This is a genomic window from Draconibacterium mangrovi (assembly GCF_010586825.1).
Taxonomy (GTDB): domain Bacteria; phylum Bacteroidota; class Bacteroidia; order Bacteroidales; family Prolixibacteraceae; genus Draconibacterium; species Draconibacterium mangrovi.
Genome location: NZ_JAAAGB010000005.1, coordinates 139,130 through 152,993, shown reverse-complemented (window position 1 = coordinate 152,993; position 13,864 = coordinate 139,130). Strand labels below are relative to the sequence as shown.

The window sequence follows — 13,864 nt, the reverse complement described above, 5'->3', positions numbered from 1 at the left end:
CCTTCTTTTGGTTCTTCAGAAGAGAAACTTTGAAATGAAAAAGGGCCACAATCGCAGCCCTTTTTACTTAATATTGTTAGGATAGAAATTTCTTTCTTAAATCCTCTATCTGTTCCTGATTGATCGGAACCAATTTCCCAAGTGAAGCGCCCATAGTCAGTGATTTGGCACTAAACTCAGCAACTTCCAGTTTATCGAATGTTCCCAGCAGTTTATCGCCGGTTACCAATACTGAATCGTTGTTAATGATGACCGCCGGTGTATTTTCACCCAAAGTATTCAAAATGGTTTCTTCGCCTGCAAAATGCGATCCGAACGGCACATTTGGAATATCCTGAAGGAAGATCCAACTCTCAGGAATCGTACGAACATCGATTTTCTCACCTGTTACGCTATATGCCATCAGGTAAGGCGTTTGTGTAAGAATGATGGAATTGATGTGTGGGAAGCGTTTGTAAATCTCCTGGTGCAGCCAGGTTGAACGACTCGGAATTTTTCCGGGCTCACGTTTGCCATCTTTAATCTGCACAATGTCTTTTAGCTGAATATCCCAGCGTGCTACATTTGTTGGCGTGATCAGGAAATCATCGCCCTTCCAGCGCACCGATACTGTTCCGTATGAACTGATCATCATTCCCTGATCGCAGGCACGTAAAACAATACGCTGTATTTGCTCCCGAATGGCTCGTTCATCAGAAGGATGTTCCACTTTCGTCATCTCCGGCAACAACCTTGGAATCTGATTTTCAAATGCATCGATCTGCTCATCCGACAGATAATTGGGTTTACCAATTGTGCTTCCGTTAATCAAGGTACGGGCACAAAATTCCATGGTCTCGAAACGCTGATAGGCATCACTTAAATCGGCACCACCTACAACTGTTCCGTGGTTTTCCATAATTACTGCGTTCACACCTTTTGCGAACTCATCAGCAATTACATCGCCGAGTTCATTACTTCCAGGCAGAGCGTATGGTGCATAACCAATTGGTCCGCAAACATGTTTTGCCTGTGGAATTACATTGGTATCAGGAATTTGACGAACAATACTAAACGAAACCAATGCCGGCGGGTGCGCATGAATTACAGCCTTAATCTCCGGACGACATTTGTAAATTGCAATATGAAACGGATATTCCGATGACGGCTTATGACGCCCATCAATGGTTCCGTCTTTTTTTACACAAATAATATCTGTCGCACGCAGCGTTCCTTTGTCGATTGCCGAAGGTGTTACCCACACATCCCCGTCGTCGTCGATTATCGAAATATTACCGCCGGAAGTTGTAGTCAACCCTCCTTTGTAGATCTTATCAATAATCATGATGATCTGGTCGCGCGGATGCATCCATTTCGTATTCAAATTTCTCATGTTATATATTTTAAACTGTTAGCTGTCGGTACGGTAAAATGTCCTGTGCTTACTCCTGAATCCCAAGATCAAGATTTGCAACATCGGCTTCCGACAATGTATCGGAAATAACCATTGCTGCTCCCAATGCACTGGAGTTGTCAATTTCTGAAATCAGAACTTTTTTAGCAGGGAAACTTTTTTTCAGCAACTCGATAAAAATCGGGTTGCGCGCAAAACCTCCTGAAACATAAAGAATCTTGGTATCATCATTTTCAGGAACGGCCAGATTAATACTGGTTAAACAGAGTGCCGTAAGATCGATCATCAACTTGGTGTAAGCTTCTTCGTAATTCGCAAAAACACTCAGGTCAACTGCCTTCAGCCCCTCTTCAAAACTTTCCTTGCCATTGGGGAAATATACGGAAGCCTCGCCGTATTTGTTTGAAAGCGCATCAACCAATTCCTGATCGTTTTTCACTTTTTTAAATCTGTCTTGCGCGACATCGAAATGTTTGGCCAGTTTTTCGGCCCAAACTTCGTGGAAATGCCCCATGAACAAACGCGAAGATTTCACCTGCTCTTTATTTGGCGTAAGGAAACACAAGCAGTCCTGCTCCAGTTCACTGGCAGTTAAAGGCTCCTCGTTGTATGGATTCATATTGATACACCATGTTCCGGTTGAAACAAGGATAAATTTAGCCGGACTGGCTTTTAGATAAGGCACTAGTGATGCCGAACTATCATGAATACCGGTTCCTACTTTTACTTCTTTTCCTGCCACATCGGCCGGGAAAACCACATCGTTGTTTATTGGCTCCGGTAAAGCAATTTCGTTATCCGAAATCCACTGATGGTATTTCATTTGATCGAAATCCCACATAAAGGTGTGACAACCTATCGATGTAGGTTCCGATACAATTTCGTTTGATAATGTGTACGATAAATATTGTGGGAAATGTAAAACAGATTTTGCCTTTTCGTAAACCGCTGTTTTCTGGTCTTTCATCCATAAAATCTGAATTCCGGAATTCAGCAACAGCCCCAAAGCAGGACTGGCAGTTTTTCGGCAAAACTCATTTTTCCCACCATACTGTTCAAAAAGACCCGCTGCAATCGTTTCAGGAATCTCCTTTAAATAGTTGTAAACCGGTGTCAGACGTTGCCCTTTCTCATCTAAAAACATCAGCGATGCGCCGTAAGTTGAGAAATTCACACCTTTCAAATCGTATTCGTTACCGGCGACAATTTCTTCCAGGCTTTTTCTTATCCATGATGTTATCAGATCAATATTGTCGCACTCAAATCCATCATCGTCGGATATCACCGGGAACTTCTCTTCGTGTTGTTTTACAACTTTGAAGTTACTGTCGAACAACAATATTTTTTTGTTGGTTTTTCCTATGTCGAAAACTGCTATTACTTCGGTCATTTTTGCAGGTAAAAAAATCCTTTTCCACCTTATTATCAGGCAAAAAAGGATTCAAATTATAAACTCAACTTATCTTTTTAACAGCACGTCTTTTTCGTACTGCTGAATTTCACCAATATAATCCATACCTGTAGGAACGCCTTCCTGCAAACAGTAGTAATCCCAAACAGCGCCGAATGGCATTGTTTTCAGTTCTTCCAACATCGCCAATCGTTCGAAATTCTTACCGGCTTCTTCAACTGCAACCAAATCTTTTGTTGGCTCCAATGCTGCAATAAGGAAAGCTTTCATGGCGGCTCGGGTTCCGGTTACATAGGCTCCGATACGGTTAATCGATGCATCGAAGAAATCCAAACCGACATTTACACGATCGAGAAAATCGTTGCGCATAATTTCAGAGGCAATCAGCTGAACGTCTTCGTTTAATGTTACAACGTGGTCAGAATCCCAACGTACCGGACGAGTTACATGTAACAACACCTCATCAACAAACTGAAGCACAGACGAAATTTTATCGCCCACCTGCTCGGTTGGGTGGAAGTGCCCGTTATCCAAACAAATTAATTTATTGTTTTTAATGGCATAACCCAGGTAAAAATCGTGTGACCCAACTGTCATCGACTCCACTCCGATACCAAACAATTTACTCTCCACAGCATCTTTCATCTGTTCTTTCGGGTACTCGGTTTCCATAGCTTCGTCAAGCGACTTTTTCAACAAAGTACGGTACCCGTTTCTGTCAACCGGAACATCTTTCGATCCGTCCGGAATCCAGGTATTGTGTATACAAGGAGTACCCAATTGTTTACCAATTTCAGCTGAAATCGCCCGGCAACGTTTTACGTGCTCTACCCAGAACTTACGGTTTTCTTCGTTTTTGCTCGACAAGGTAAAACCATCGGCAGCACGTTCATGCGAGAAGCAAGTGGCGTTAAAATCCATGCCAATTCCCTGTGCTTTACACCAATCTATCCAGCTTTGAAAATGTTTTACCTCAATTTCGTTGCGATCAACTTTTTCGCCCTGAAAATCGCCATAAATGGCATGCAGATTCAGGCGCTGTTTCCCGGGAAGCAATGCCAGTACTTTTTCAAGGTCGGCACGCATTTGCTCAATGGTTGTTGCCTTACCCGGATAATTCCCGGTTGCCTGAATTCCACCTGAAAGTTCGCCATCAGCCGTTTCAAAGCCACCAACATCATCGGTTTGCCAGCAATGCAACGAAATATTTACATCTCTCATTTTGGCAATGGCAGCATCAGTATCTACGCCAATTGCAACATATTGTTCTTTAGCTATTTCGTAAGCTTTTTTGATTAATTCACTCATATAATTTACTTAATCGTTTTATTCCATAAAAAATACTTCCTCAAGCGGAATCGAAACAGGCGAATTATCCGGATTTGATTTCATGATATCTTTCATATAAGCCCACCACTTTTGTACAATTTCTGTTTGCTCCAAATCCTGCGAACCACTGTCGCCAATTACCTTCTGAAACGCAAACAAGGTGTTTGTTTCGTCATCCAAAAAAATGGAGTATTCGCTTATTCCGGCCTCTTTTAGCAATTGTTTCAGCTCAGGCCAAATTTCAGCGTGTCGTTTTTTATATTCCTCCTTTTGCCCCTCGTTGAGGTACATTTTAAAAGCCAGTCGTTCCATTATCCCAGGGCATTTAATTCAGGATATAACCATTTGGCTATTCCTATTACGATAACCGATAAAAGAATGGTTCCGATTCCGATAAGAATCATATTGAAAGCCTTCCGTGAAACACTTCGCCACTCTTTCCGGTAAAATCCCCATAAATTGGCAGTCAGAATGATAGTTGCCATGTGGAGCGTCCAGGAGCTGGCGCCGTTGCCGATTTTGGTTTCCCCCATTCCGTAAAAAAAGAACTGAAGAAACCAGGTGGTTCCTGCAAGTGCACAGAAAAGATAGTTACGCAATAATGGCGTTTTTTTGTTGACAAAATCGCTGCCTGTTTTATTTTTCAAGATCAGCGCAAGCGACCACAAAAAGTTGGTTGTTAACCCTCCCCACAAAATCACAAAAAATATGATGTTGTTTTCGAAGAGGTATTTAAATCCGCTGCCATTTTCTGTTACAAAAGAATAGCTCTGTTCCACCGCCATCGTCCGGGCCACTTCAGCCATTTCTTTTCCGGTATCGATACCGAAACTAAAAAACGCACTCAAAACACCCGAAATAACAGCTATTATAAGTCCTTTTGCCAGTTTAAACTCCTCGTTAACACCTTCCTTATTACCCGCCAGATCGCGGTCTTTGATAATTCCGGCTCGTCCGCTCAGGATAATCCCAACTACCAGAATAACAATACCCAGTAACACAATTCGTCCACCAGTAGAACTAAAAAGATCAGAAAAAGAAAGTCCATCGGGAAGTAAATCGGCAACACCCGGAATATTACGTAAAATCGGTAATCCGAGCGATCCTACCACTGAAGTGATACCTAACAAAACAGAATTACCCAGCGACATGCCCAGGTAACGAATTGCCAAACCATAAGTTAGTCCGCCAACGCCCCATAGCAAACCCATTATATAAGTATTGCGGATAACGCTTCCTTCGGCTGATTGTAATATTCCCTGCCAGTCGGGGATCGTTAAAACAACAGCCAGGTAAGGCATAATTAGCCATGAGAATATTCCTCCTGTTATCCAGTAGATTTCCCAACGCCATTTATTCACCCAGTTATAAGGCATGTACCAACTTCCGGATGCCATACCCCCAAGCGAATGAAAAATAATTCCAAGTAAAGCCTGCATTTTGATTAATTTTTAATTGGTTTCAAAAAAGTTATAAGTTCTATCTTTTAAAGTCTGGTCAAAAATATTATGCTTTTTTTAGCTCATCAATACAGAAAGTGGCAAATAATTTATATTTTTTGGCACAATTTCAATGAACGAGTATTTTAAATATCTAACAACAAGTGAAGAAGATATAGACTGGGGTTTATATTTAAAGGTGGCCGGATATGCCCGGATAAAAGCCGATACCCAATACCCAACAAAAGATCATCCGTCGGAATATTATTTTGAATGGAAAAACGGACGGGTTCTTCATGAATTTCAGCTGAATTATATAACTGAAGGCACAGGAATATTTGAGAATTCAACGGGAAAATTTCAGGTAAAACCGGGGAGTTTAATTATAATTTTTCCCAATGAATGGCACCGGTACCGCCCGATAAAAAAAACAGGATGGTTGGAAAACTATGTTGGTTTTAACGGACACATTGCCAACCAGCTTCTTAAACACCCAACGTTTTCGTCGCAGCAACCGGTTATCCAGTGTGGCATTCGTGAAGAAATTATCGACTCGTATTTAAAAATATTTGATCTGGTTGAGAAAGAGCAACCCGGCTACCAGCAAATTGCTTCAGGAATGGTTGTAAAACTGCTGGGGTACATTATTTCATTCGAAAAACGAAAAGGATTCTCCGGAAAACAAATCTCCAAAGTAATTGAAGAGGTGCGTTTTTTAATGCGTCAAAATGCGGCTCAGGAATTCGATTTGGAAGAGCTCGCACGTCGGCACAATGTTGGCTATTCGTATTTCCGGAAAATGTTTAAAAAATACACTGGTGTTTCGCCCGGCCAATATCATTTACAATTGCGTATAATACGTGCCAAAGAACTGCTGATTTCTACCGATAAAAGCATTAAAGAGATCAGCCTTGAGCTTGGCTTTCAAACCATTCATTATTTCAGTTTAATCTTTAAAAAGAAAGTTGGCATGAACCCTTCGGAATTTCGCAAACGCATGAATTAATGATTTAAAAAACGTTTCAAAATTTAATGTTGGTATTTCTTTAAAAATCCGTAAATATCATTGCTCATCCTTGCAAACAGAACTAAGTTCACTCAAAGAATTGAGATTCAAAAAAAATCGGTTATTTTGTAGTTTCTAAAATATTCAGACATTGGCTAACAATTTTCATCTTAACGTTTCTGAGGTACTCGATCATATCTCTTTGGATTGTGTAATATTTGGTTTTCACGACAATGAATTAAAAGTATTAATGCTTCGGTTGAAGAGCACAAAGGAATACAGTTTGCCCGGAGGTTTTTTAAAACACGATGAAACACTGGAGCAGGCAGCTGAACGGACCTTAAAAGAGCGAACCGGACTCAATAATATTTTTCTTAAACAATTTAATGTTTTTAGCCAACCAGACAGGGATAAACCTCAAAAACCCAATCCCGAATTCTTAAAAAACGAACCTCCTGAGGTGCTTGAATTTTTCAAAAAGCGTTTTATTTCTGTTGGATTTTATGCGCTGGTTGAATTCTCGAAAGTCGATCCTAAGCCCGATGCACTTTCTGAATCCTGTGAATGGATAAGCCCGTTTGCCGATGTTGAGATGTTTATTGATCACAGGGATATTATCGACAAAGCACTGACAACCTTGCGCATACAGCTGAATCAGCAACCAATTGGACTAAAATTGCTGCCCCGGAAGTTTACCATGCCGCAACTACAAAAACTTTATGAAACGATTTTGGGGCGCGAACTCGACCGTAGAAATTTTCAACGAAAGATTTTATCGTATAAAATCCTGAATAAACTTAATGAACGGAAAACAGGCGGAGCCCATAAAGCACCGTTTCTTTACGAATTCAACCGTGAGAGCTACAAACAAGCACTTGAGGATGGTTTGAGTGGCATTTGGTAGACATTATATCTACACAAAATGTTTCCGAACAAAAGTGCGGCTAACCCACCACAATAAAGAAAGGAAGAATACAAAACCAATAACGGTAAATAAACCTATCGACAGGTTTTGTGTAGCTTTATCGATTGCCTGAAATACCCAGTGCGTTGGAAAAACACCAAACAGATGCACAAATTTTTCGGGAACAAAAAACGCTGCTACCGGAATCAACACCAGCATATTAAACGCTTTTATATACACCATTCCCTGCATGCGGTTTTGTACCATCGAATTGATGGCCAATGCATAAACCGGCACCACCAACGCCGCCAGAAACGAAATAAGCAGTATCGCCAACACCGATACCTCGCAAATAGTTTGCACCGACAATAAAACCAGGTTTAAAACAACTGTAAACAAATACGGTATCAAAAAACGCGAAAGCACATATTCCATCTTGTTTAGCGGAACAACTCCATAAACTTTTGCCACATCCGACTCTTTCTCATCAATAAGCACCATGCTACTGATAAAGCTAAACATCTGAGTGTCTTCAATAACACCAACCACTAAAAACAATGAAAGGTAGGGAGCCAGAATCGCATATTTTTCAATCAACGGAGGCACTGCCCATATAATTAGCGCAAACAAAATTACGGGCAACACCAAAAATGATCTCAGTGACGGATCGCGAAAGATCAACTTAAAATCAGTAAAAGCCAGTTTAAAAATCTTCTTCATTTCCGGTGTTTTATTGGTGAACAATTTTTCTTAAAAATCGGCGATATGCAAGCCAGTAAAAAAGCGGAATAAACACCACAATCGATGCTATTGCAAAACCAAAATTAATTGCTGTGCCGCTTACCGAATAATCAATGAGATCGAGACTTCCCTGTATGGGGAAAATGTATTTCACTACTCCCATTTCAAAAACACCGAGATATTGGAGAAGTGGCAGGTTTACAAATGCCAGGAAAACAGGGATGGAAGTCATGGCAAATTTTAAAAACTCGTTGGAGAAAGTCAGCATGTATAATCCCAACAGCGAGGATAGAATACAAATTGAAAGTGAACCGACGGCATACCAGGCAATATTAAAGTCAAATCCTTTTACGGAAAATGCCAGTCCCAATGAACACACCATTCCAATTAACGAGACTGAAATAACTTTCGACAAAAACAGATGATGCAGATTAAACGGTGTTACAAATATGGCTTGCAAAATCTGGTGTTTCATCTCGATATAAATGGCCAGTGCAATAAAAAAGTAACCAATTACCGAAGGGTCATTCAGAACAAGTGCGACCAGCAGTTTATCCAAACTGCCAATATCGCGCAGAAAATACAGCACGAGTCCATACATGAGTGTTACCACAAAACTGATCATTATTATGCTGTTCTTTTGCAGCAAAACAAACTGCCATTGTAGTTGCGAGCCAAATCTATTCATCACCAAGCGATTTTCCGGTTACACGAATAAAAACCTCTTCCAAAGTTGCCTCCAGCGTATGAATGCGTTTCACCTCATCCTGTTTTAAAAATTCCAGAAATTGCGGATTTGCACCAAGATCTTTCAATGGAAACTCCTCCGACTGCCCGTTTTTCAAATCAACTTTAACAGCCTCTTTACCATAACTGCTTTTCAGGTTACGGGGCGTGTCGGTCAGCACCAGTTTCCCATCTACAATAAACGATACACGGTCGCAAATACCATCGGCAGTTTCCATGCTGTGCGTGGTTACAAAAATGGTTTTCCCCTGGTTCTTCAGATTTAGGATGTGCTGTTTTATTTTGTGCGCATTTACCGGATCGAGGCCGGAGGTTGGCTCATCGAAAAACAAAATATCGGGATCGTGCTGAATGGCACGGATAAAATTCAGGCGCATTTTCATTCCTTTCGAATAGGTTTCAACCGGCTTATCCATGGCATCTGCAAGGTCTACCATTTCAAACAGCTCTGTACTGTTATGTTTTTTCCCGTTTGTGTAGAAAGCCGCAAACAACTCCAGGTTTTCTTTCCCGCTTAATTTCAGGTAATGATTGGGTAACTCAAAACCAACACCTATACGCTCGAAATACGAATTATTCCACTCCGAAAGGTTTTTCCCATCAATATTTACCTGTCCCTTGTAGCCTTCCAGAATTTTATACAACACCTTTTGTGCCGTACTTTTCCCGGCTCCTGAAGGCCCGAGAAAACCAAATATCTCACCTTTTGCAATGGAAAAGTCAAGGCCTTTTAATGTTGGCCCATCGTTTCCGGGGTATTGAAACACCAAATTTTCAACCTGTATCATTCGTTTAGTTTTTATCAAAAGCCGGTTTGGCCAGTTTTATATAGTCAGCAACTACCTGCATTAAATCGTTCTTTTTACCAAAATACACCGGTTGTTTTTTTTCTATGCTTTCCCTGGGATTGATTACGCCGCTGACTTCCAGTTGCTCCTGAATACTGATGCCCAGCTTATACAAAAAGAAACCCTGTGTTTTTACCGGAATATCAGAACGAAACAAGCCCTTTTCCACCTCATATTCAACCATCTTTTCAAAACCTGTCACAACCTGCGACAGCAACTCGTTGTACAAATGTTTTATGGAAGGCGAATTGAGATTTTGTGTCAGGTTATGCAAAAAATGACTGTGCAGCGGATTTTCATCATCAAAGCGAAATCCGTGTTCGTACAAAGCAGAAAAGAAAGCCCAAAAATCGGGGTAATCTTCGCGCGTCACCGATTCTGTGTACTTTGATTTAACGGCCACCGATTCGTTTACCAGGTACATAAACAAATCGAGTTTATCGTTAAAATACTGGTAAACGCTGCCTTTGGCAATTCCCAACTGTTTTACTACCATCGAAATGGAAGATTCGTCGTAGGTCTTCACCGCAAACTCCCTTAAAAAAGCGTCTGTGATCTGCTTTTTCTTTTCTTTCTTCAGTTTTATGAATGTTTCTTTTGGCATAATTATGACTACCTGGTCACAAATATAGAAATAAATATGACTACATGGTCACATTTATCAAATAAAAAGATAAGTTGAATTTAAGATTGAAGTTTTTTTAGCACCGAATCCTTATAACTGCGACTTACAGGAATTTGCTTTTTGCCAATTTCAATGATTTCGGCAGTAAACGAATCAATCGCATTCACAGCCACAATAAAGGAGCGGTGCACGCGCAGAAAATCCTGTTGCGGCAATTTGGCTTCAATACTCGAAATGGTTTCGCGGGTAACAATGGTTTTATCAACCAAATGGATCTTTATGTAATCGGCCAGACTTTCAATGTAAAGGATCTCCGGGAAATTTATTTTTATCATTTTGCGGTCGGAGCGCACAAAAATCGACTCGCTTTTTTCGGGCTGAATTCGCGCCGGTTCTTCAAAATCTACCTGCTGATTTTCGCTCAGGTATTTATTAATACTTTGCATTAAGCGGCCAAACGAGATGGGTTTCAGTAAATAATCAACGGCCTGCAAATCAAAACCATCAACCGCATACTCGCGATAAGCCGTGGTGAAAATTACTTTCACCGCATTGTTAATCGACCTGGCAAACGACAGGCCCGAAATTTCCGGCATATTTATATCCAGAAAAACCAGATCAACCGCTTGGCTGCTGATCACATTAAAAGCCTCGACAGCATTTTTACACAACGCAACAATTTTTACGGTTTCGATCTTCCGGAGGTGACTTTCCAGAATTTCGCGCGCCATGGGCTCGTCATCAACTATTATGCAGCGTATCTTTTTAGTCATTTTTCCGCTTGGATTGTTCAGTTTTTGTCAGGTCACAAATTACAAGTTTTGCACTGTGCCAGTTGTCTTTTACTGCGTGCGCCAGTTCATAATTGTTCGGATAATTCAAATCCAGACGTTTTCGAATATTCAGAAGTCCCAGCCCGCCATTTTTGTGCTCGTTACCCTCATCAATAAACGAATTTCCAATTTCAAATTCCAGGCAGTCATTGTCTACCCGCACCTCGATTTCTATTCTCAAAAATCCATCCACTAAGTTACCATGTTTAAAGGCATTTTCAACAAACGGAATCAACAACATCGGCGCCACCTGAATTTCCTCATCCACTTCTGTCGATTTGAAATCCACTTTCAGCGTATCCTGAAAACGTACTTTTTCCAACTCGATGTACTCCTGAATATGCAGTACTTCTTCTTTCAAACTTACCAGCGGTTTATTTACCTGGTACAATATATAATCGAGCAAATTCGAGAGTTTCAGAATAATATTGGGCGTTTGTTTCGACTGCTTTAGGGCAAAACCATAAATCGTATTTAAAGTATTAAACAGAAAATGCGGATGAATCTGGCGTTTTAAATAATGCAACTCCTGCTCCTTTAACTGAAGCTGCGTTTCAAGTATTTTGTTCTGTAACTCCTTGTTTGCCGTAGCGGTTTTAAAACTCTGATTCAGAATACTTACAAAACTAATTACGCCAACAACAATAATAACCAGCAGCAAAACAAAGAAGAAATTTTTGCTCATTGGCGGCATCTCATCCAGGTTAAATTTAAGCACCAAAATCAGGCAGGTATAAATAAGTAACGAGATGACATAGGAAATGTAAACAAAAGTATAAAAACTGTACAGCGCAAACTTCCAGTAACGTTTAGCCAGCAGATACCGCGGAATAAGGCGGTAATTAACAAAGTAGGTAACGGCAATGGTAAGCGGCAATAATCCGCTCGAAAACCACAGCGCATAATCTACTTTATCCGAATTGTAGCTAAAAAAATAGAAAAAGAAAAACCATACCGCCACCCAGAACAGCGAATGGAAAAGAATCGTTTTAAAATTTATTTTCTTCCAAAAGTTCATTAATACAATACTACTTATTTTTCGTGAACCGGCATTTTTTTAGCGACGAATTACGGGTTTTCATCGCTTTGTTGCATTCATAACATTTCATTTTCGGTTTATAAGCTTAATTTTGAAAAAACACGTACAGAATCTTCCATCTGTCGCAATAAAATAAATGCGATCATTTTCTGACATACATTTGATTAGTATTTATTTAAAAACTAAAATTATGAATGCACTGATTGAAAAACTTAACGATGGCGGCCCTGCTTTTACTTACATTATTGTACTTACATTTTTGATATTAATCGGGCTGTTTGTGCGTGGAATTTTAATGAAAGGGGAAAAATACAAGACCATTGAATTAATGAAGCAAATAAGTTGGTTTGCGGTAGCCTGGGGATTTTTGGGGCGTACTTTCGGACTGATTATGATCTTCGATAAAGTTCAGGCAATGGGCGATGTGGCGCCAAGTGTTTTTGCCGACGGATTAAAAATAGCCCTTGTTGCTCCTTTGTGCGGAATTCTGGTATTTGCTTTAACGCGATTGGGTATTGTTGTACTCGTAAGTCTGCAAAAAAACTACCAGCCGCAGGAAAACAATTGAACACTATTGTCATTTCGAACGAAGAGAGAAATCTGTTACTTTTCAACTATAATGTAACAGATTTCTCCTCATTCTTCATCGAAATGACATTTCACTTTTTTTTGCCTTTCTATCCGCATAGCGCATAATTTCAACACTTGCCTCGTTTTGTTGTTGCTTAATAATAACATCAACAAATTAAGCACTAAATGATACCAATCGAAAGCATCGATGACGTTATCCTTATCCTGGATTCTATTATAGAAGACTCGTTGAAAACCGGCGACACACTGGGTTATTTTGCTGTGCTATACCAAAAGGTAACTGTCAGGGTAAAAGAGGAAATTCAGAATAATTATTTTGATGACGGCCCGCGAATGGAAAAGCTGGATGTTGTTTTTGCCAAACGTTACATCGATGCCTATTTTGCTTGGAAAAACAATGAGCCGGTAACTCACTCGTGGACGATTGCCTTTACGGAAACCCGAAACAATAATCTGCTGGTGGTTCAACACCTTTTATTGGGAATGAACGCCCATATTAATCTCGATCTAGGTATTGCGGCGGCAGAAATTTCAAAAAGCAATAACATCGCTGAGTTGGAAGATGATTTTAACCGGATAAACGATATTCTTGCTTCGATGGTAGACGAAGTGCAAAACGGACTTTCTTCCATCTGGCCATTTCTCCGAAAGCTCCTTTCGTGGTTGGGTCAGGCCGATAATTTACTGGTGGATTTTAGTATGAAAATCGCGCGTAACGGCGCCTGGAAATTTGCCAAAGAAATAGCTACAGTTAATAAAAACGATTGGCCGGAAACAATTACAGTCAGAGATAAAAAAGTAGCTGATAAAACCCGGCTAATAACGGATCCCGGGAAAGTCATCCGCTTTTTGTTCCGTGTAATACGCTGGACCGAACGAGGCACGGTTGCCGATAAAATTGAAAAATTAAGGCGATGAAATTTGCTTTCACCGCCTTAGTTTTTTGTTTATGCGCTAA

The 13,864-nt window shown here is 40.4% G+C and carries 15 protein-coding genes; 4 read left to right on the top strand and 11 right to left on the bottom strand.

All coding sequences use genetic code 11. The features are described from left to right. Positions 1–76: 76 nt before the first annotated feature. From G4420_RS14225 to G4420_RS14205, 5 genes are all read right to left on the bottom strand, one after another. Positions 77–1,372, bottom strand: coding sequence for a class II aldolase/adducin family protein (locus G4420_RS14225; protein WP_163324544.1), 1,296 nt, complete (start codon positions 1,370–1,372; stop codon positions 77–79). A 49-nt stretch (positions 1,373–1,421) separates the two neighbouring features. Further along, complete coding sequence (locus tag G4420_RS14220; RefSeq protein WP_163324542.1) at positions 1,422–2,783, bottom strand: FGGY-family carbohydrate kinase; 1,362 nt, start codon at positions 2,781–2,783, stop codon at positions 1,422–1,424. Positions 2,784–2,852: 69 nt separating this feature from the next. Continuing rightward, a complete protein-coding gene (locus G4420_RS14215; protein ID WP_163324540.1) occupies positions 2,853–4,112 on the bottom strand; it encodes an L-rhamnose isomerase in 1,260 nt (419 codons plus the stop codon). 18 nt (positions 4,113–4,130) lie between these two features. Beyond that, positions 4,131–4,445 (bottom strand): L-rhamnose mutarotase, encoded by a 315-nt coding sequence (gene rhaM / locus G4420_RS14210; RefSeq protein WP_163324538.1) that lies wholly within the window; start codon positions 4,443–4,445, stop codon positions 4,131–4,133. Continuing rightward, positions 4,445–5,572: an L-rhamnose/proton symporter RhaT gene (locus G4420_RS14205; protein ID WP_163324536.1), complete on the bottom strand. Its 1,128-nt coding sequence runs from the start codon at positions 5,570–5,572 to the stop codon at positions 4,445–4,447. The genes rhaM and G4420_RS14205 overlap by 1 nt, the downstream gene beginning before the upstream one ends. A 133-nt stretch (positions 5,573–5,705) precedes the next feature. Between G4420_RS14205 and G4420_RS14200 the strand changes: the two genes are divergently transcribed. After that, a complete protein-coding gene (locus G4420_RS14200; RefSeq protein ID WP_163324534.1) occupies positions 5,706–6,578 on the top strand; it encodes an AraC family transcriptional regulator in 873 nt (290 codons plus the stop codon). A gap of 151 nt (positions 6,579–6,729) precedes the next feature. Further along, positions 6,730–7,482, top strand: coding sequence for an NUDIX hydrolase (locus G4420_RS14195; RefSeq protein ID WP_246241641.1), 753 nt, complete (start codon positions 6,730–6,732; stop codon positions 7,480–7,482). Positions 7,483–7,491: 9 nt separating this feature from the next. Here G4420_RS14195 and G4420_RS14190 read toward each other — a convergent pair whose 3' ends face one another. From G4420_RS14190 to G4420_RS14165, 6 genes are all read right to left on the bottom strand, one after another. Next, complete coding sequence (locus G4420_RS14190) at positions 7,492–8,202, bottom strand: hypothetical protein (protein WP_163324532.1); 711 nt, start codon at positions 8,200–8,202, stop codon at positions 7,492–7,494. A 10-nt stretch (positions 8,203–8,212) separates the two neighbouring features. After that, entirely contained in the window at positions 8,213–8,911 is a 699-nt protein-coding gene (locus tag G4420_RS14185) for a fluoroquinolone export ABC transporter permease subunit (protein WP_163324530.1), read from the bottom strand. Then, on the bottom strand, positions 8,904–9,758 hold the full coding sequence (locus G4420_RS14180; RefSeq protein ID WP_163324528.1) for an ABC transporter ATP-binding protein: 855 nt from the start codon (positions 9,756–9,758) through the stop codon (positions 8,904–8,906). The genes G4420_RS14185 and G4420_RS14180 overlap by 8 nt, the downstream gene beginning before the upstream one ends. A 4-nt stretch (positions 9,759–9,762) precedes the next feature. After that, the gene (locus G4420_RS14175; RefSeq protein ID WP_163324526.1) at positions 9,763–10,422 is read right to left on the bottom strand and encodes a TetR/AcrR family transcriptional regulator; all 660 of its coding nucleotides are present in this window, start codon (positions 10,420–10,422) and stop codon (positions 9,763–9,765) included. A gap of 80 nt (positions 10,423–10,502) precedes the next feature. After that, entirely contained in the window at positions 10,503–11,216 is a 714-nt protein-coding gene (locus tag G4420_RS14170; RefSeq protein ID WP_163324523.1) for a LytR/AlgR family response regulator transcription factor, read from the bottom strand. Then, a complete protein-coding gene (locus G4420_RS14165; protein ID WP_163324521.1) occupies positions 11,209–12,294 on the bottom strand; it encodes a sensor histidine kinase in 1,086 nt (361 codons plus the stop codon). The genes G4420_RS14170 and G4420_RS14165 overlap by 8 nt, the downstream gene beginning before the upstream one ends. 211 nt (positions 12,295–12,505) lie before the next feature. Here G4420_RS14165 and G4420_RS14160 point away from each other — a divergent pair, with 211 nt between their 5' ends. Further along, positions 12,506–12,883, top strand: a complete 378-nt coding sequence (locus G4420_RS14160; RefSeq protein WP_045028021.1) for a MotA/TolQ/ExbB proton channel family protein — start codon at positions 12,506–12,508, stop codon at positions 12,881–12,883. A 188-nt stretch (positions 12,884–13,071) separates the two neighbouring features. Continuing rightward, the gene (locus G4420_RS14155) at positions 13,072–13,824 is read left to right on the top strand and encodes a DUF5995 family protein (RefSeq protein ID WP_204273693.1); all 753 of its coding nucleotides are present in this window, start codon (positions 13,072–13,074) and stop codon (positions 13,822–13,824) included. The last annotated feature ends 40 nt before the right edge of the window (positions 13,825–13,864 follow it).

Bases quoted from the DNA above. Each gene is read 5' to 3' on its own strand.
- G4420_RS14220 (WP_163324542.1), bottom strand. From the start codon at position 2,783: ATGACCGAAGTAATAGCAGTTTTCGACATAGGAAAAACCAACAAAAAA.
- G4420_RS14175 (WP_163324526.1), bottom strand. From the start codon at position 10,422: ATGCCAAAAGAAACATTCATAAAACTGAAGAAAGAAAAGAAAAAGCAG.
- G4420_RS14225 (WP_163324544.1), bottom strand. From the start codon at position 1,372: ATGAGAAATTTGAATACGAAATGGATGCATCCGCGCGACCAGATCATC.
- G4420_RS14190 (WP_163324532.1), bottom strand. From the start codon at position 8,202: ATGAAGAAGATTTTTAAACTGGCTTTTACTGATTTTAAGTTGATCTTT.
- G4420_RS14160 (WP_045028021.1), top strand. From the start codon at position 12,506: ATGAATGCACTGATTGAAAAACTTAACGATGGCGGCCCTGCTTTTACT.
- G4420_RS14155 (WP_204273693.1), top strand. From the start codon at position 13,072: ATGATACCAATCGAAAGCATCGATGACGTTATCCTTATCCTGGATTCT.
- rhaM (WP_163324538.1), bottom strand. From the start codon at position 4,445: ATGGAACGACTGGCTTTTAAAATGTACCTCAACGAGGGGCAAAAGGAG.
- G4420_RS14205 (WP_163324536.1), bottom strand. From the start codon at position 5,572: ATGCAGGCTTTACTTGGAATTATTTTTCATTCGCTTGGGGGTATGGCA.
- G4420_RS14200 (WP_163324534.1), top strand. From the start codon at position 5,706: ATGAACGAGTATTTTAAATATCTAACAACAAGTGAAGAAGATATAGAC.
- G4420_RS14165 (WP_163324521.1), bottom strand. From the start codon at position 12,294: ATGAACTTTTGGAAGAAAATAAATTTTAAAACGATTCTTTTCCATTCG.
- G4420_RS14215 (WP_163324540.1), bottom strand. From the start codon at position 4,112: ATGAGTGAATTAATCAAAAAAGCTTACGAAATAGCTAAAGAACAATAT.
- G4420_RS14170 (WP_163324523.1), bottom strand. From the start codon at position 11,216: ATGACTAAAAAGATACGCTGCATAATAGTTGATGACGAGCCCATGGCG.
- G4420_RS14180 (WP_163324528.1), bottom strand. From the start codon at position 9,758: ATGATACAGGTTGAAAATTTGGTGTTTCAATACCCCGGAAACGATGGG.
- G4420_RS14185 (WP_163324530.1), bottom strand. From the start codon at position 8,911: ATGAATAGATTTGGCTCGCAACTACAATGGCAGTTTGTTTTGCTGCAA.